At 56.3% G+C, this 16,700-nt stretch carries 17 protein-coding genes; 7 read left to right on the top strand and 10 right to left on the bottom strand.

Translation table 11 applies throughout. The features are described 5' to 3' along the window. Positions 1-35: 35 nt before the first annotated feature. A complete protein-coding gene (locus tag GFB49_RS05920; RefSeq protein WP_153214912.1) occupies positions 36-1,712 on the bottom strand; it encodes an adenylate/guanylate cyclase domain-containing protein in 1,677 nt (558 codons plus the stop codon). A gap of 180 nt (positions 1,713-1,892) precedes the next feature. After that, positions 1,893-2,834: a thioredoxin-disulfide reductase gene (gene trxB, locus GFB49_RS05915; RefSeq protein ID WP_153214911.1), complete on the bottom strand. Its 942-nt coding sequence runs from the start codon at positions 2,832-2,834 to the stop codon at positions 1,893-1,895. A 240-nt stretch (positions 2,835-3,074) separates the two neighbouring features. Between trxB and GFB49_RS05910 the strand changes: the two genes are divergently transcribed. Continuing rightward, on the top strand, positions 3,075-3,575 hold the full coding sequence (locus GFB49_RS05910) for an Lrp/AsnC family transcriptional regulator (protein ID WP_153214910.1): 501 nt from the start codon (positions 3,075-3,077) through the stop codon (positions 3,573-3,575). 51 nt (positions 3,576-3,626) lie between these two features. Here GFB49_RS05910 and GFB49_RS05905 read toward each other — a convergent pair whose 3' ends face one another. From GFB49_RS05905 to lgt, 4 genes are all read right to left on the bottom strand, one after another. Continuing rightward, positions 3,627-4,421: a Hint domain-containing protein gene (locus tag GFB49_RS05905; RefSeq protein ID WP_153214909.1), complete on the bottom strand. Its 795-nt coding sequence runs from the start codon at positions 4,419-4,421 to the stop codon at positions 3,627-3,629. Positions 4,422-5,144: 723 nt separating this feature from the next. Beyond that, positions 5,145-5,906 (bottom strand): peptidoglycan editing factor PgeF, encoded by a 762-nt coding sequence (pgeF, locus tag GFB49_RS05900; protein WP_153214908.1) that lies wholly within the window; start codon positions 5,904-5,906, stop codon positions 5,145-5,147. Continuing rightward, entirely contained in the window at positions 5,903-6,970 is a 1,068-nt protein-coding gene (locus GFB49_RS05895; RefSeq protein ID WP_153214907.1) for a class I SAM-dependent methyltransferase, read from the bottom strand. The genes pgeF and GFB49_RS05895 overlap by 4 nt, the downstream gene beginning before the upstream one ends. Continuing rightward, on the bottom strand, positions 6,967-7,872 hold the full coding sequence (gene lgt, locus GFB49_RS05890; RefSeq protein WP_153214998.1) for a prolipoprotein diacylglyceryl transferase: 906 nt from the start codon (positions 7,870-7,872) through the stop codon (positions 6,967-6,969). Before lgt ends, GFB49_RS05895 begins: the two co-directional genes overlap by 4 nt. A gap of 96 nt (positions 7,873-7,968) precedes the next feature. Between lgt and GFB49_RS05885 the strand changes: the two genes are divergently transcribed. Beyond that, positions 7,969-8,217, top strand: a complete 249-nt coding sequence (locus tag GFB49_RS05885) for an accessory factor UbiK family protein (RefSeq protein ID WP_153214906.1) — start codon at positions 7,969-7,971, stop codon at positions 8,215-8,217. Between the two features lie 73 nt (positions 8,218-8,290). Here the strand turns inward: GFB49_RS05885 and GFB49_RS05880 are convergent, their stop codons facing one another. After that, positions 8,291-9,484, bottom strand: a complete 1,194-nt coding sequence (locus GFB49_RS05880; protein ID WP_153214905.1) for a hypothetical protein — start codon at positions 9,482-9,484, stop codon at positions 8,291-8,293. 130 nt (positions 9,485-9,614) lie between these two features. Further along, positions 9,615-11,057: an SPFH domain-containing protein gene (locus tag GFB49_RS05875; RefSeq protein ID WP_214644942.1), complete on the bottom strand. Its 1,443-nt coding sequence runs from the start codon at positions 11,055-11,057 to the stop codon at positions 9,615-9,617. Between the two features lie 348 nt (positions 11,058-11,405). Here GFB49_RS05875 and GFB49_RS05870 point away from each other — a divergent pair, with 348 nt between their 5' ends. The 5 genes from GFB49_RS05870 to GFB49_RS05850 all read left to right on the top strand — a co-directional run bounded on the left by GFB49_RS05870 (position 11,406) and on the right by GFB49_RS05850 (position 14,658). Then, the gene (locus tag GFB49_RS05870; protein ID WP_153214904.1) at positions 11,406-11,663 is read left to right on the top strand and encodes a YjhX family toxin; all 258 of its coding nucleotides are present in this window, start codon (positions 11,406-11,408) and stop codon (positions 11,661-11,663) included. Positions 11,664-12,001: 338 nt separating this feature from the next. Continuing rightward, the gene (locus GFB49_RS05865) at positions 12,002-12,502 is read left to right on the top strand and encodes a type III secretion system chaperone family protein (RefSeq protein WP_153214903.1); all 501 of its coding nucleotides are present in this window, start codon (positions 12,002-12,004) and stop codon (positions 12,500-12,502) included. 41 nt (positions 12,503-12,543) lie between these two features. Beyond that, positions 12,544-13,359, top strand: a complete 816-nt coding sequence (gene proC, locus GFB49_RS05860) for a pyrroline-5-carboxylate reductase (RefSeq protein ID WP_153214902.1) — start codon at positions 12,544-12,546, stop codon at positions 13,357-13,359. Then, complete coding sequence (locus GFB49_RS05855; RefSeq protein WP_343032483.1) at positions 13,352-13,702, top strand: tRNA-binding protein; 351 nt, start codon at positions 13,352-13,354, stop codon at positions 13,700-13,702. Before proC ends, GFB49_RS05855 begins: the two co-directional genes overlap by 8 nt. 23 nt (positions 13,703-13,725) lie before the next feature. Beyond that, positions 13,726-14,658, top strand: a complete 933-nt coding sequence (locus GFB49_RS05850) for a 2-hydroxyacid dehydrogenase (protein WP_153214901.1) — start codon at positions 13,726-13,728, stop codon at positions 14,656-14,658. Between the two features lie 401 nt (positions 14,659-15,059). Here GFB49_RS05850 and arsH read toward each other — a convergent pair whose 3' ends face one another. Together arsH and GFB49_RS05840 are read right to left on the bottom strand one after the other, a co-directional pair. After that, positions 15,060-15,809 (bottom strand): arsenical resistance protein ArsH, encoded by a 750-nt coding sequence (gene arsH / locus GFB49_RS05845; protein ID WP_343032482.1) that lies wholly within the window; start codon positions 15,807-15,809, stop codon positions 15,060-15,062. Further along, complete coding sequence (locus GFB49_RS05840; RefSeq protein WP_153214900.1) at positions 15,802-16,260, bottom strand: hypothetical protein; 459 nt, start codon at positions 16,258-16,260, stop codon at positions 15,802-15,804. Before GFB49_RS05840 ends, arsH begins: the two co-directional genes overlap by 8 nt. Positions 16,261-16,700 lie beyond the last annotated feature (440 nt).

Here is a 16,700-nt window from a genome sequence, read left to right as displayed (position 1 = left end):
TGGAAGTCGATGTTTGTGAAACAAATGGGTGACAATTAGGCGGTTTGGGGCAGTTCTCCACGCAAACGCGTCGCGGATTTGAGTGGCCAGGCGCGTACGGGCAACGCCACACCGCGCAGTTCAAAGGTACGCATTTCTTTCCCTGCCAGCGTGATATTGGCCGCGCGCAGCAGACTTTCCGACACCAGAAGCTCCACCGCCAACTCTTTGCACATCGCCTCAAGCCGGCTGGCGGCATTCACAGTTCCGCCGATGATGGTGCGGGGCGCTTTGGAGCCGCTGCCAATTTCACCCACAACAACCTGTCCCAAGTGGAGCCCCATGCCGATCTTCACCGGCGTGTCCCCGGCAGCTTCCAGTGCCGCATTGAATTTCTCAAGCGCTTCGGAGATCCCGCACACCGCTGCCAGCGCGGCCCGTGCCGACGACCGGGGATCAGGTGTTTCAAACACGGCCAGCAGCCCATCCCCCATGTATTTGTCGACATTCCCACCGGTGCGGGTGATTTCAGGCACGATGGCGTCAAAGAACCGGTTCAGCAGGAACACAACGTCATAGGGCAACAAACCGGCCGTGCGCTGGGTAAACCCACGCATGTCCAGAAACAGAATGGCAATCTGGCGCTCTTCGCCCTGGCTGGCATGGGCCCGGTTGCGCCCTCCTTTGGGGCGAAAGACACGATAGGCTGTGATGGGCTGGTCCGGGCGGATCTGGCAGGCCAGGCGCATGTTCGGCTCAGCCTTGACCGCTTGCAGCGAGCGTGTCTCTGCCAGCGAAGGAGGCGGCAGCGTATCTGCACCTTCTTCGATTACCACCCGGCATGTGGTGCAACGCCCTTTGCCGCCGCACAGCGCCGTGTGGGGCACACCATGGGTTTGCGACATTTCCAACAGCGTCATGCCGCGGTCGCCATCCACGGTCGGGCCGTCGATATAGCGTATTTTGACGGCCCGGCGGCGGCGTAGCATGCGGCGTACAAGATAGATACCAGCCAGGGCTGCCAAAAGGATCCAGTAGCTTTGTTCTGACCAGTTCAAAAGCTGGATCATTTCGCTGCGCGCTGCCGCGTCGGGCCAGTTGAAATCTGCGCGCATTTCGGGTCCAAACCCATCTTCATACGCGAGTTCAGTCAAACGGCGCCCTTCAAACAGATAACCGGTAAGTGCAAAAAGGGGCACAAACACTGCGGCGCCAATGGCGTAGGGCGTCAACGGCCGCCACCATCGTGTCAGGCGTAGCCAATGGTGCATTCCGATGCTGCCGTGGATCCAAACCACCACAAGCAATGCAGCCTGATACCAGGCGGATTGACTGCCCCAGATCAACAGGATCATATAGCCAAATTCATCATTCACGTTATGGATCTCATGGGCATAGCGCGTGAAGATGATATGACCCATAAGCTGTAAAGGGATCACAAGGCCCAAGGCAACTTGAAACCATTGGTGAAAAGGCATCCGCAGGGTTCGACGCTGAATCAGACCGTAAAACGCAAGGCCAGCATGCCCCAGAAGCGCTGCACCCAGGATCACAGACCCTGGTAAGCTGCGCGTCACATAGGTGCGTGCATCCTGCATGGCATCCATCCATTCATAGGACACCAAACCCAAGCCCAGATTTACGAAATGCAGGAAGGCATACAGTAAAAGGATCAGGCCAGAAATGATCCGAAATTTGGTAACCCGGTCGCCCTGCCACAATTGCTCAGCCAAAGACCCCTCCACTTTTACTGCCCCATAACTGTGGGGAAGGGCGGCGGCGGTCAAGTCACTTTGCGTTCCAATCCTGTGACGCATTGAAATAGACGCAGATCTTGAAGCATTTGGACACAAAATAGAAAAAGGGCGGCCCAGATGAAGCCGCCCCTGGAAAATGTGGTCAGAAGGAATGGATTATTCCTGTTCGGCCAGGAACCGTTCAGCATCCAGAGCCGCCATACAGCCCATACCGGCCGAGGTCACAGCCTGACGATATTTGTGGTCGGTCAGATCGCCCGCCGCAAAAATGCCGGGGATCGAGGTTTCGGTTGAACCTGGCTTGACAGAGACATAGCCGCCGTTGTGCAGGTCCAGCACGTCTTTGACCAGTTCGGTTGCGGGTGCGTGACCGATGGCGACAAACACGCCTTTGCAGGGCAGGTCATTGATTTCGCCGGTTTTGACGTTCTTGACTTTGACACCTTCCACGCCCAGCGGAGTGTCGCTGCCGTAGACTTCGTGCAGCTCATGGAACCACAGGGTTTCGATTTTTTCGTTTTTGAACAAGCGGTCTTGCAGGATCTTCTCGGCCCGCAGCTCGTCCCGGCGGTGGATCAAGGTCACTTTGGAAGCAAAGTTGGTCAGGAACAGCGCTTCTTCAACGGCGGTGTTGCCGCCGCCGATCACCACGATCTCTTGACCGCGATAGAAGAAACCGTCGCAGGTCGCACAGGCGGAAACGCCAAAACCTTTGAACTTCTCCTCGGACTCAAGACCCAGCCATTTGGCGCGCGCGCCAGTGGCCAGGATCACAGCGTCGGCTGAGTATGTGGTGCCGCTGTCGCCTTTGGCCACAAACGGGCGCACCGTGGTGTCGAGCGAGGTGATCAGATCGCCAACGATGTCACAGCCCATGGCAGCTGCGTGCTCTTGCATCTTCACCATCAGGTCGGGGCCTTGCACTTCGGTGAAACCCGGATAGTTTTCGACTTCGGTGGTCGTGGTCAGCTGACCGCCGGGCTCCATGCCCTGAACCAGAACCGGTTCCAGCATAGCGCGGGCCGCATAAACCCCTGCAGTATAGCCCGCAGGTCCCGAGCCGATGATCAATACCTTGGTGTGGCGTGTCTCAGACATTTGAAATCCTCAAATAGCATGGCAAAACGGGCTTGCCGTTGGTCGAGGATGCATATAGCTGCCGCCTGCGTTTGCTTAAACCCCTCAGATGGTGCAAAGACTAACGTCCCACCATTGACAGGTTGCTAGTGTTTTTGTTCTTGCTTTTACGGAAAAAGAATAATGCTGCTCGGTTGTGAAATAATATTGCGCCAGCGGGCCGGGTTGCTATAACAAAACTGATTTTACGGGAGCATGAACATGGTCACAACGCGACTGGATCCGATCGATCGCATGATTTTGTCGGAGTTGCAGGCTGACGGTCGGATGACCAACGTGGAGCTGGCGAAACGAGTCGGTATCTCTGCTCCGCCATGTCTGCGGCGGGTGCGTGCGCTGGAGGAGGCCGGTTTGATCCGTGGCTACCATGCGGATGTGAACGCGCGGGATCTTGGGTTCGAGGTGCAAGTCTTTGCAATGGTTGGTCTGGAGAGCCAGGCCGAACATGAGCTGAGCGCTTTTGAGGAACAATGCCGCAGCTGGCCGTTGGTTCGCGAATGCCACATGTTGAACGGAGAGGTGGATTTTATCCTCAAGTGCGTCTCACCCGACCTTTCGACTTTTCAAAGCTTTCTAACCGGGCAATTGCTGACGACACCAAATGTCGCCAGTGTAAAAACGTCGCTCGTCATCCGCGGTGCCAAAGATCAACCGGGCGTCCCCTTTGAAACCCTGGAAGAGCGGCTGGCGCGCGAAGCCTGATTATGTCGGGGCAAAACGGGCTGCGGAAAATAGCCCGCAGCCTCTTTTTCGCTAGGCCATCGAAGGCGGTTTATCGTTGCTTGTACCCGGCTGTTCCATCCGTGGGTGGCACAGGGGCCCAAAATCCGCTCCCGATTCGATATGTGAAAACAGGTTCAGATACAGAGTGCGAATGGCATGGCTGACCAGTTTCAGGGCATCGGGGCCAGGGTGATAGGTTTCAAACGGCAAGCCCCCCACACGGATCACACTGTGTTGGGGCAGGCACAAATGGAACATTTCAACCGGCGTCGGTGGCGCGGTTTCAACGATGTTCATACCGTCCATAAATTCGCCCACCGGGGTCAAAAGACCCTCGGTGGTGTCGTCGCCGCGTAGGTGAGCAGGGGTACGCAGCAGACGGGCAGCAGGGCCAACGACAACGCAGGCCGCTGGTTTTGCAAGTCCAAGGCTGTCGGGCATAAAGCTGATAAGGCGCCGTTTTTGACCGCGTGCGGTCGGGCGTGTCGGCAAAATTGTGGTGCGCCCTTTCCACAGCAGTGTTTGGGCTTCGCCGTTTAGGTCCACGATCTCATCCCCAGGCAGCAGGTCTTCTACGGCAATGGGTCCTTGTGTCGTGTCAACCAAGGATCCGCGACAAAAGGCGGTGAATGCCTGTTCAAACAGCGGCAAAGTTGGTGCGGTATGGCGCGTTTCAGAAATGTTGCCATTGGGCAGCAGGCTCATCACGTCAAACCGGCGCAGCTGCGGTTTGGTCGCACCTCGCAGTGCGGCCGGATCCTGGATCAGGGCCTGCGAGTCTAACAGGTTGGCCGCCGCACGGTGCAGCGAATGAGGAATGGTCATTATGAACGACCCTTTTTTGTTCCCGCCGGGCTGTTGGCTTCTCTTCCCATGGTCTTGCTTCCATTTGTGGGTTCGAACCCGGCGAACACCGACGATTGGCAGTTTTGGAAGCGCATAGACGTATACTATGTCCATGCAGAGGTATCAGCGAGCCCGGCTCTGTATTGTATTCAACGGTAGGGTAAAGACCCTAAGGAATAGTCACCTTCCAAATCCGAACTCTGAGAAACTCTCAATGCTGAGTAAGGTTTTGCGCAGCGGTGGCAGCTTATGTGCGGGTGATTGGCTTCCTGTCAGGCTGATTTTTTGCAGGGAACTGGGACTTGAGCGCGTGTCGCACTACATTGGCGCGGTTTTTTTGCGGGTTTTGCGGGGGGCGATGTCATTGTCCGGGCCGTGACGATAGCGGACTTGATAAAACGGCTTTTCATGTCTTCTCCTAAGTCAACTCGTTAAAATCTACTGCTGTAACAAGTTCAAGTTGTTTACTTTATCGGCCTGCATTGTGCCCCGATTGTGGCTTAGGAGAGGAAATAAGGGGGAGGGTCACATTTAATTCACAAGATGTAATTCACGGGTTAGTGCCCTGTGAAATATGGGTAAACTTGTATCTTTCCGCTTTTTCGAACAAATTTCGGTCAGAAATTGCGGCCAAACTTCGCCCATGTGTTTTGTGCGGGACTTGGATTTGCCTAATTTGGTTAAGATTTCCAGAAGCGCTGTTTAAAGCCGAATGCAGGAAATCAGACGGCCATAATCGGCCTCTTTGGCGTGGGTTGTGCGGCGGTAGGAATAAAACCGATCTGCGTCTTGATAAGTGCAATGCCCGGTCCACTCCGCGGATGCGATGCCGGATGCTTGCAGCTTTGAAAGGCCAAACTTTGGCAGGTCAAACATATGCCGGTCGCCTTCGCCAGCGCGGAAGAAACGTGCGTTCTCAGAGTCTTGCGAAATGAAACTGTCAAAGAATTCCGGCCCAACCTCATAGGCTGATTGCGAAATCGACGGGCCAATAACAGCACGAATGGCCTGCCGTTGGGCCCCAAGGGCGACCATTGCATCGATGGTGGACTCCAGAACCCCATCCAATGTGCCGCGCCAACCTGCGTGGGCTGCGCCGATCACGCCGGCATTTTCGTCATGAAACAAAACAGGTTGGCAATCTGCTGTCAAAATTGCCAAGGCCAGCCCGGGCTGGTTGGTGACAATTCCGTCCGCGCGGGCGCGTGGCATGTCGCCTTGGGGCTGCGTGATCGTGACGACGTCTGCTGAATGGACCTGATGCACGCCGATCAACGCATCGGATTGCACCCCCATCGCTTCGGCCACACGTGCGCGGTTCAACGCAACGACTTCGCGCTGATCACTGGATCCCAATCCGCAATTCAGACCGGAAAATATGCCCGAAGACGCACCGCCTTTGCGGGTAAAGAACCCATGTTTCGCGGGCGACAAAAGATCCGAGGTCAGAATTTCCAGCGTCATATGTCCAATCCGGGTGGGGGTGTCTGCGTCTTGGGGAACAGCCCCATGACTTTGAACAGGTTTCCCATTTCCTGCGGGTGCGTCAACCGTCGATGTGCAGCGATATGAGTGTCCAGTGCAGCGCCGCTGAGGTTCTGCGCCAGGTTTTGCGCGCGCTGTGTGATGCCAAGGCGTTCCAGAAAAATGCCCTGTGGCGTGATCCGCGAGAATCCGCAGCCCACCGCACCGGCTGTAACTGTCAAGGCTTCAAAGTCCACATGGGTTGTCAAATCCGCCGTTCCGGGATCCACCAACGGGTCAACGGGCGTATGCGCGCGCAAGGCTTGCAAAGTGTCTCCAAGGGACCGCCAGTCGCCATAATCAATCACCAAGCCCGCGCCACCATGGTTGGCAATCCGCGCGCAGATCTCTGCCATAACAGGGGCGGCCATGGTGCAATGTTCGACCAAATCGCCGTCATCGGTGTCTTGAAGCCGGTGGTCCAAGGCAGGCTGCGGGCTTGGTTGGGACAGGCCGAACTGCAAACACTCATCCTCAAGCCCCACACGCTTTTCGGCCCAGCCGTCGCCTTGGCGGATAAATTGACGCACGGGCAGGGCGTCAAAAAACTCATTGGCCACCATAAACAGCGGTTGTTGCGGCAATTCGCCTGCATCCGCCGACCATATGACATCAAACCCACGTAATGCCTTTTGTTGTAGGGACCTGAGAGTGGGGGAGGCCTCAACCAGATGGATTTGCATCGCGCCATGAAAACCCGGCAAAGCGCGGGTGGCACGCAAGAGATCCGCCATCAAGTTGCCGCGACCAGGGCCAAATTCAGCAAGGGTAAAAGGGGCGGGCGCACCCTGATCCAGCCAGCTTTGAGCGAGGGAGAGACCGATTAGCTCTCCAAACATCTGGGAGATTTCGGGTGCCGTGACAAAGTCCCCGTCAGCGCCCAGGGGATCGCGGCAGGTGTAATAGCCGTATTCAGGGTGCAGCAGGCATTCCGCCATATAATCCGCGATGGACAGCGGTCCATCGGCCAAGATGCGGGATTTCAGATGGTCAAGCAGGCTCATGCGACAGCCTGAGTTCTGTAATGTTTGCGGGCGCGCCAGACAAAAAAGAGGCCAAGCGCAATCATGGGGAGCGACAGGGCCTGCCCCTGCGTAAGGCCGTAGCCATTAATCTGCCAGGCCAGTCCCAAGGGGTTGCCAGCAGAGATAAACTGCGCATCCGGTTGGCGGAAAAACTCAACGATAAATCGCGCCAGGCCATAGCCCGCCAAGAAGGTGCCAACCACCAAGCCGGGCTGCAAGAACGCCCGACGGCGGTAGACAAGATAAAGGACCAATGCGCCAAGCACGAGCCCTTCCAGTGCGGCTTCATACAGCTGGCTTGGGTGACGCGCGCAGAGCTCATCAATCGGCTGGCCACAGTTCTGCGCCTCGCCTCCTGGGAAGGCAACGCCCCAGGGTTGGTTTGTCGCGCGGCCCCAAAGTTCGCCATTGATAAAGTTGGCCAGTCGTCCCAGCAGCAATCCCGGTGCCACGGTGTGGGCGACCAGGTCGGCCATTTGCAGTTTGGGAATGTTATTAAGCCGCGCAAAGATCCAGGCCGCAGCCACAACGCCCAAAAGACCGCCGTGAAAGGCCATGCCGCCCTGCCAGATCCGCAGGATCTCGAGCGGGTGAGACAGGTAATAAGACGGCTGATAAAACAGGACAAACCCCAAACGCCCCCCCAGAACCACACCCAGAATGATCCAGGTGATCAGATCCTCGACGTGTTTTGGAGACATCGGCGCCGTTTCACCGGGCCACAGCGCAGGGCGTTTCACCGCCATCACCGCCAGCTTCCAGGCGATCAGGATACCCGCGATATAGGCAAGGGCATACCAGCGCAGGGCGAACTCAAATCCCCCAAACGAAATTGAGAACAGCTCGGGCGAAATGTCGGGAAAAGGGATCAATGCGTGCATATGCGTTCCATGCCTTTGCAACAGGGCCAAAGTCAACGGCTTGCCGTCGGCGGTTTGCTTGCCCATATAGGGGACAAGCTTCACATGGAGAAGACAATGCAGACCCGTAACAAGATCCTGGATGATATTTCCCAGTTGATGACCAATGCCATGGGCGTGGCCCAGGGGGCCCGTGACGAGGCCGAGACCGCCGCCAAAAGCTTGGTGGACCGGTGGCTGGCAGATCGTGATTTTGTGACCCGCGAAGAGTTCGATGCGGTCCGCGCCATGGCACAAAAAGCGCGCGAAGAAAACGAATCCCTCAAGGCGCGCATCACCGCGATCGAGGAAAAGCTGAACAGCTGATTGTTCAGTTCAATTGCGGCCGAAGGCCCAAGGGCGCGTCCAGCTTTGGGCGCGCTTTTTTGCTTCGGTCTCTTTATTCGACAGGCGTGCCAAAGATCACCATCGCCAGCCCCAAGAGCGCCAATGCTCCAAACAAACGGGCAGAAGCCTGTTGACCCGCCAGACGGGCGCGATGGGCTGCGAGCACAGCCTGCAGCCCATAAAAGGCCGCAAATGCGCGCGAGGCGTAAGTGATAATCTCAAAAACATCTGATCGCCACGTGAGCCACAGCCCAAAACCGGTAAGCAGCGCATAGACTGCTGCCGGAGGCAGGCGATTGCGGGTCAGCTCAGTCACCAGACCGCCGGATCCAGCGGTATCGGCCACAGCCGCACTGAATTGCGCGCTGAGGGCGGCTGCAATCAGCAACATGGGCAGGATCGGCGCAACTGCAGCCATCAGGGAAATGATCGCAGTCTCCTCCAATGCCATGGAGTCCGGGGCAAAGATGAATGTCAGACAGAAGATGTAGATCATATAGATCGCTGTCGACAAAATCTGCGCCAACCGCAAGGCACGCACCCGGATTCCCGCGTCATAGGTCTCACCAAGGTAACGTGCGGTCTCAAACCCTTGGACGGTGACAAGGAGCCCGAACCCAAGCGCCAACGCGCTCCAGCCGGTTTGGGATGGTGGGGCCCAAACAAGTGCTCCCGTATTCAGCCTCTCGCCAAAGGCCCAAATCAAAGCAAAGAGGAGGCCCGCAATGATAGACAGCTTTACCCCAACCGAGATCTGTTCCAGCCGCTCCAATGCGCCAAAGCCGCGGGTCCATCCAACAAGCAAGATGACGGCAAAGACCCCGCTGGTCACAAGGCGCGCGTGAAACCCGTCATTGCTGTCAGTGAGCGTTACCGCAAATGCGCCCAATAGGTTTAGGTAATAGGCAACGGACACAAAATAGGCAAAGGCCAAGGCCCATGCACTGGCAGCTTCCAATGCACGGTCGATGCGACCGGGGGGCGGGGCGCGGTCTAACCAGCGGATGTTAAAGACCATCACCTGCCCGAAACCCGCGGCAACCGCGCACAGCACGGCCATAACCACAGGGGCCCATCCGCCAAAAGAGGCGTTCAGGATTGGCCCCAGGACGAGAAAACCGCTGCCGATGATCGACGCCAGCGGAGTGATTGTTGCACGCCACAAAGGTGCATGTGCCAGACGAGGCCACATCAGCAGGGTGCCACATAGCACCGTGACCGAGATTATGAGGATGTTCAAAAGCATCAAAAAACGCTGGATGTTATATACAGGAGCACAGTTTTCCACAGATCAAACGCAGGTCTCTGATGTGGGTCAAACCAGACAAAAAACGCGCCCCTGCGGAGCGCGTTTCAGGACGCCATTTCTGACGTGGTTACTTCTTATCTTCCGCAATCTCGCGGTCGTAATCCAGACGTTCCGCAGCCTGCAGTGTCAGGATCTGAAACAGGCGCGAGGCCTCGTCGTCGGATCCTACAGGTGCGCCGCCATCGGACCCGCCGCCGCTGCCAAAGACATAGGTAGGCACGTTCCGCTTGGCAAACGCATCGGCCCACAAGCGCTGGATCTCAACTTCTGCATCCAATTTTTGGGCCAGCGCATTGTCCGCCTCTAGGATTTGACGCTTGGCATAGGCTTCGGCGTCAGCAGCAACCTGAACGGCTTCGGCATCGATCCGAGCCTTCTCCAACAGGATCTCGGACTGTTCCTTGGCAATCCGCGCCGCTTCCCGCTCCCGCTCGGCGGCTGTAATGGCCAGCTGCTTTTCGGTTTCCGCATCGGTGGTGCGCTCAATCTGGATCACTTTGGCTGAGGCCTGGCGTTCCGCCACTTCCCGCTCGCCGCGCGCAACAGCCAACAGCTTTTGCTCTTCTTCCTGGATCCGCTGTTCGCGGGCAATGGCGCGGTCAGCCGCCGCCTGTTGGCGCAGTGCCATCCGGTCCTTGAACTTCTGGTTCGGGTTCACATCCGTCACGCGAGCCGAGGTGACGGTGATGCCGAATTTGCTAAAGCTCTGCGCTTTGCGGCGCGGCTGTCCAGTGCTGTCCAATAGCTTTTGCACCACAAAGACGGTTTTGGTGTCTTCGCCAAACTCTTCCTGCTCTGTCCCAAGTGCGGCATTTGCAGAGCCTGTGCGGTTCTGATCCGTCGGAACCTGCTGTTCAATCCGGCGTACCAGGTAAATGCCGTCTTCCATCTGGCGTTGGAATTCATTGTTGAATTCAGTCTTGCCGCCTTGGAAGTAGTCTTCGGCTGACATCAGTGCTGCATTCGCGCCAAGGGTTTCTTCAAAAGCGGGCACAAGTTCGGTGCGCAACAGGTTTTCTGGCGTCCGGTACTGTCGCGCCAGACGCAGGAAGGCATCCTGATCCGAGGGCAGCTCAAACCGTGCCGTTGCAGACACAAGCGCATCCACCTGATCCAGGAACACCAGCGATTTTGGCGCTAGATTCGCGCTCATCTGGGAGCTGTCACGTTCCGCGCGCACGTCCCCCTGTCCTGAGGTAGAGGCCTGAACGGACATCGCATTCTTCCATGCGTTGTAGCGCCCGAAAAGATAGGTGTTATAGCCAGTGTCGGACACCATCTTCTCTTCGCCCAAAATGGTGCGGACATGGTATTTGTAGCCAGGCTCAGCATAGAAAAACATGCCGTTAAAGGTTGAAACGGCAAAGAGCATCAGACCAGCCGCCTTGAGCCCCAGACCAGCGACGCTGACAAGCCCGTCGAGGTTCTTCTTTTCACGAAAATCAAAGGCACGCCGGAGAGCAAATCCGGCAGCGATAATGAAGAGGCCAAGGATGGGTAGAAAAAGCATGGGTTACCTCATTGATTTGTTCAAAAATACTTGTTGTGATAACGATATGGTGATTAATCGCGTACTTTTGAAGATCATCATCTTTATTCCGAAAGTCAGAAGTGTACTACTGTATACATTCGTGACTTCTGTGTCACAGGCTTGGGGTTGAAGGCGTTTCCGCTACAGATTGTCTGGTCTTTTTGGCAAGAGTGCGACCAAATGCAGGAAACGCACCCAAAATGGGAATTGTTGATGTTAGAGCGTGTCGCTCACAACTGATCCTCTGAGTTTCAGGGGCTGATCTTCACCGCGCCGCCTGCCACTGGGCGGGGCGCGATGTGTTGTGGTTTGACACAGGCTTTTTCAATGAACATCTCAAAGAACGAACAGCGCGTGTTGCACGCGTTGGCACAAGGCGGGCGTATTCAATATGAGCGCGCGCCAAACGGGCGGGTGACCCGCGTCTTTTGTTTTACCCGTGATGGTATGGTTCTGTCGAACTGTACGCTGGAGGTTTTTTCAAAACTGCGTCGCAAACGGTTAATCGAATCGCATTGCTCCAGCCCGTATCGGATTTCGGACAAAGGGCGCCGGTCCGTGCGCGCACAGCTCGACAATCGCTGAGCCCCAAAACCAAAACCAGTGGAACAGGGCGGGTTGGATCTGCCCTGTTCCCTGCGCTGTGCAATCGCCCTTTAGCTGGGTTTGGTGACATTTATCTGTCAGTTTATTGCGGTTTTACGAACTGTTGCGGCTGCGAGGCGGCTAGGGCGACATTTTGCGCATCCACAGCCGTCATCCACAAGTTATTGCAGTTATCCCCAAATAAAGGGTTGCCAGATCGATCCCTAAACTTCACCATATTTTGTAGGGAGACGGCATTCAGCCCCTTCCTATTGAGCAGAAAGCTAACCGTTGGGGGGCTGCCACCCGCAAAGGTTAGAAGCGAGAGAGGTGGGTCAATGTCCCTTTCCGAGCATCAACTCTTCGAAGAAGTCCATCCGATCGATATTGTCGAACACTTGGCGTCACATCATGAGTGGGATTTCGACCGGATCGCCGATGATCAAATTGCGATGGCTGTCGAAGGCCAATGGCGAACCTACTCCCTGACCTTGGCGTGGTCGGACTACGAAGAAACCCTGCGTATGGTCTGCAGTTTCGAAATGGACCCGCCCCAGGATAAACTGCCGGGGCTTTATGAGCTGATCAACAAGATGAACGATCAGTGCTGGACCGGCTCGTTCACCTATTGGCCAGATCACAAACTGATGCTGTATCGCTATGGCCTGTTGCTGAGCGGGGGCCAGATGGTCACACCGCAGCAGATTGATCAGCTGATGAAAATGGCGGTCGCCAATTGCGAACGTTACTACCCGGCCATTCAGCTGAATGTCTGGGGTGAACGCTCACCCGCAGATGCGATGCAAGTCGCCATTGCAGAGGCCTTTGGCCGGGCGTAAAGATTTGCCCCAAACCTAGTTATGGACGGAGAGGGGCAACCATGCACATGACAGAAATCGCGGCCCGCGGCTTGGTGTTGTTGGGCTGCGGAAAAATGGGATCAGCCATGTTGAAAGGCTGGCTGGATGGCGGACTGCCTGCGACCTCGGTCTGGGTTCAGGATCCGTTTCCATCTGATTGGCTGTCTGGCTCAGGGGTGCGCATCAACGAAGCCCTGCCAGCCAGCCCCGCCATCGTTCTGATCGCTGTGAAACCTCAGATGATGGCCGAGGCTTTGCCGACGTTGAAATCCTATGGCGGCGGCCAGACCCTGTTTATCTCGGTTGCGGCGGGGACGTCGATTGCGACCTATGAACAGATCCTTGGGGCCTCAACGCCCATTGTGCGGGCCATGCCGAACACGCCAGCGGCCATCGCCAAAGGGATCACCGCGATCATCGGCAATGATACGTGTCAACCGGCGGACCTTGATGGGGCGGAAATGCTGTTGTCCTCTGTCGGCCAGGTCGCACGCCTTGAGCACGAAGCGCAAATGGATGCCGTAACCGGTGTGTCCGGTTCGGGCCCAGCCTATGTGTTCCATATGATCGAGACGCTCGCAGCGGCAGGCGTTGCACAGGGGCTGCCCGAAGCACTGTCAATGCAATTGGCCAAGGCGACAGTTGCCGGGGCAGGGGCTTTGGCCGAAGCGTCGGAGGACAGCCCCAGCCAGCTGCGCATCAATGTCACCAGTCCAAATGGCACGACGCAAGCGGCGCTTGAGGTGTTGATGAATGACGCGGACGGTATGCCGCCTTTGATGAAGCGGGCAGTTGAGGCTGCCACCAAACGATCCGAGGAGTTGTCTCGTGGCTGAGATTTCTTTTGATGACTTTCTAAAAGTGGATGTGCGCACCGGCCGCATCACCCGCGCCGAGGCTTTTCCGGAAGCGCGCAAACCCGCGATCAAAATGTGGATCGATTTCGGTTGCGAGATCGGGGAAAAGAAAACCTCAGCCCAAGTCACCGCCCATTATGAGCCGGAAACCCTTGTAGGCAAACAAGTTTTGGCGGTGGTGAACTTCCCACCCCGTCAGATTGGCAAGTTCATGTCCGAGGTTCTGGTGCTGGGCCTTCCGGATGAAAACGGAGAGGTCGTCCTGATCGGTCCTGACGGGGATGTATCGGCAGACGTTCCATTGGGGGGGCGGCTCCATTGACCAAAGTCTTGATTGCGCGACGCATGACTGCGGATGTTGAGGCGCGCGCCAAAGCTGAGTTCGGGGCCACTGTTCGGATGGAAACAGCTCCTCTGAGCAACGCGGAAATGATTGAGGCGATGAAGGCATATGACGTTGTTATGCCGTCACTCAAGGATCAATTCTCGGCAGAGGTTTTTGCGGCCGTTGGCGCGGATTTGCGCTGCAAGCTTTTGGCGAATTTCGGTGTCGGCTACAATCACATCGATGTAGCAGCGGCCAAGGCTGCAGGCGTCGCAGTGACCAACACGCCCGGCGCAGTGACTGATGCAACTGCAGATATTGCCATGACGCTGATCCTGATGACCGCACGGCGTGCAGGTGAAGGTGAGCGGATTGTGCGAGCGGGGAAATGGGAGGGGTGGCACCCTGTGCAGTTCCTTGGCGCGCATGTCAGTGGCAAGCATGTTGGAATTCTGGGTATGGGGCGTATCGGGCAGGCGATTGCGCGCCGCTGTCATTACGGGTTCGGTATGGATGTCTCCTATCTGGCGCGCAGTGAGAAAGATCTGGACTTTCCTGCTGAACGGATGCGTGACGCGAAAGAACTCGCACAAATTGTTGATTTTCTGATTGTCGCGGTTCCGGCCTCTCCAGAAACGCAGCATCTGGTTGATGCGGAGATCCTGGATGCCATGAAAGACACCGCGTTTCTTGTAAATATTGCCCGTGGCGAGGTCGTCGATGAACACGCACTGATCGCCGCGCTGGAGGCTGGCAAAATCGCTGGCGCTGGCTTGGATGTGTATGAGTTCGAGCCAAAGGTTCCAGAGGCGTTGAAGCAGAGAGAGAATGTTACTTTGCTACCGCATCTTGGTACGGCGGCAGAAGAAGTGCGCAGTCAAATGGGGCACATGGCATTGGATAACATTGCAGCCTTTGTCGCGGGTCGGGATCTGCCGAATTTGATCGTGTAAGCGCATGTAAAAGGGAGATGCTCCCGCCCGTCGTTCATGCGCAAAACGCATGGCCTCCCGTTGGGTAGGGCAGCGCGCCGATGGCGCGCTGCGTCGTGGCAGGCACGAGAGCCGATGAATAACAATGACGTTGGTCAAACACTTGAAAATAAGGAGTTTAGGGATGCGAATGATCGTCGGAATACTTGGATTAACCCTATTGGTTGGATGTAACGGCGTACCGCTGGTGCCGTTGATTTAATGCGGCCCAGCGGGAAAGGGTACGCGTCTCCATTGCGAGAGGCAGCGCCGGGCAAAGCCCGGCGCCAGGCCCAAGGCCGCACAGAGCAAGTTTCGGCCAGGCCGAAACTTGTGCGGGCGCGGGAGCGCCACGTCTGCGCAACAAGGTAAAACGATCTGAATTAAAGCTTGGAGACGCGTTCGTGGGTCTGTGCCACGCTCTCCACCCGTTCCGAATAGCGATCTACCAGGTATTCTTTCCGGCTGCGGGTGAGGTAGGTGAATTTCACCAATTCCTCCATCACGTCGAAGACCCGGCGATAGAAGGGACCTTCGGGCAAACGTTCGCCTTCTTGGAACTCCAGCCAGGCTTTGGGAATGGAACTTTGATTGGGAATTGTCACCATCCGCATCCAGCGCCCCAATATGCGCATTTGATTGACCGCATTAAAGCTTTGCGAGCCACCGGACACTTGCATCACGGCCAGCGTCTTGCCCTGTGTTGGGCGAATTCCACCTTGGGCAGACAGAGGGAGCCAGTCGATCTGGGTTTTCATAATCCCTGTCATCGTTCCGTGGCGCTCGGGCGATGACCAGACCATGGCCTCACTCCAGATCGCCAGTTCGCGAAGTTCCGCCACTTTGGGATGATCTGCTGCCCCCTCGTCATCCGGGAATGGCAGGCCAGATGGGTTAAAGATCTTGGGCTCGCAACCAAGCGCTTTGAGGATCCGGGCGCATTCCTCGACGACTTTACGAGAGTAGCTCACATCACGTAGGGAGCCATAAAGCAGCAGAACGCGTGGCGCGTGGCCGGGATCCCCGGCAGGTGCCAGCGCAGCCACGTCAATGGGCGCAAAGGCTTCGGCGGTTACAGAGGGCAGATCGGTCAGATCCGGCAGATCAGAGCGGGGTGTTTTGGGGTCAGGCACTTTCTTCTTCCAGGTGCAGCTTCATGTCCAGCAACACTTGCTGCAAAAGCACCGTTTCCCTCAAGAGACGTTTTGCCTCATTCACCGTAATGATACCGTCCTCGATCGCGGATTGATATTCGCTCATCAAAGTTGCGAACCTCTGGCTCAATGCAATGACGTCAGAATTGACGCCGCCCGGCCGCGAGGCACAATTGGGCCCATTGCCATAAGACAATGTGATGTTGCGCAGATCAGCTAGTGCAGAGGTCACATGCGGGTAAGAGGCCGATGCTTCCAGCCGGGCCACCGAATCCACCGGCATAAACCGGTCGGAATGCTCCTGATTTTCGGAGTAGTAACGCCCTAACGTGGCCTTTGATTTACCTGTAATTTCACAGGCGGCCTCAATGCCGACGTCTTTCACCAATGCTTCGGTGTGCTTTTTTAAATATCCGCCAATATCTGCCATTCTCGTCCTTTGCTTTGCGAGGTTGCCGCTTTCTTGGGGAACTCGCAGAGTTATTTCCCATTCCTGATGTGTAAATGAAATGCAAAAATCTGACCATCCCTACCGGGTTTAGTAGGGCGGTGAGTGGCGATGCGTGTCATACGCGCACCCGTGCTTGCGACGCAGATGCTGTATGAGTGAGTGGGCAGCATCTGTTGTTTTGGCAATTGGTCTGCCGTTTGGTGTATTCTGGCTGCACGTGGTTTTGCATGTGCCGCTGTTGGGAGGTCTGGTGTTGCAGAATCGGGCTTAACCCAATGTGCGAACGTCTATTGAGTTGGCTAGAATGCACTATTTTTCAATGACTTACGATGGGCTGCCTGCGCATTGCGATGTTTGAGGCTTAAATCAGCTGCAGGATTTCTTGTTGTTGGTCTTCTCGCGGCTTTTAGAATCTCTAA

Origin of the sequence: Tritonibacter litoralis (assembly GCF_009496005.1) — a bacterium.
In the GTDB taxonomy this organism is placed as follows: Bacteria; Pseudomonadota; Alphaproteobacteria; order Rhodobacterales; family Rhodobacteraceae; genus Epibacterium; species Epibacterium litoralis.
The sequence above is the reverse complement of the archived record's forward strand: the minus strand, read 5'-3'. Positions and strand labels throughout refer to the sequence as shown.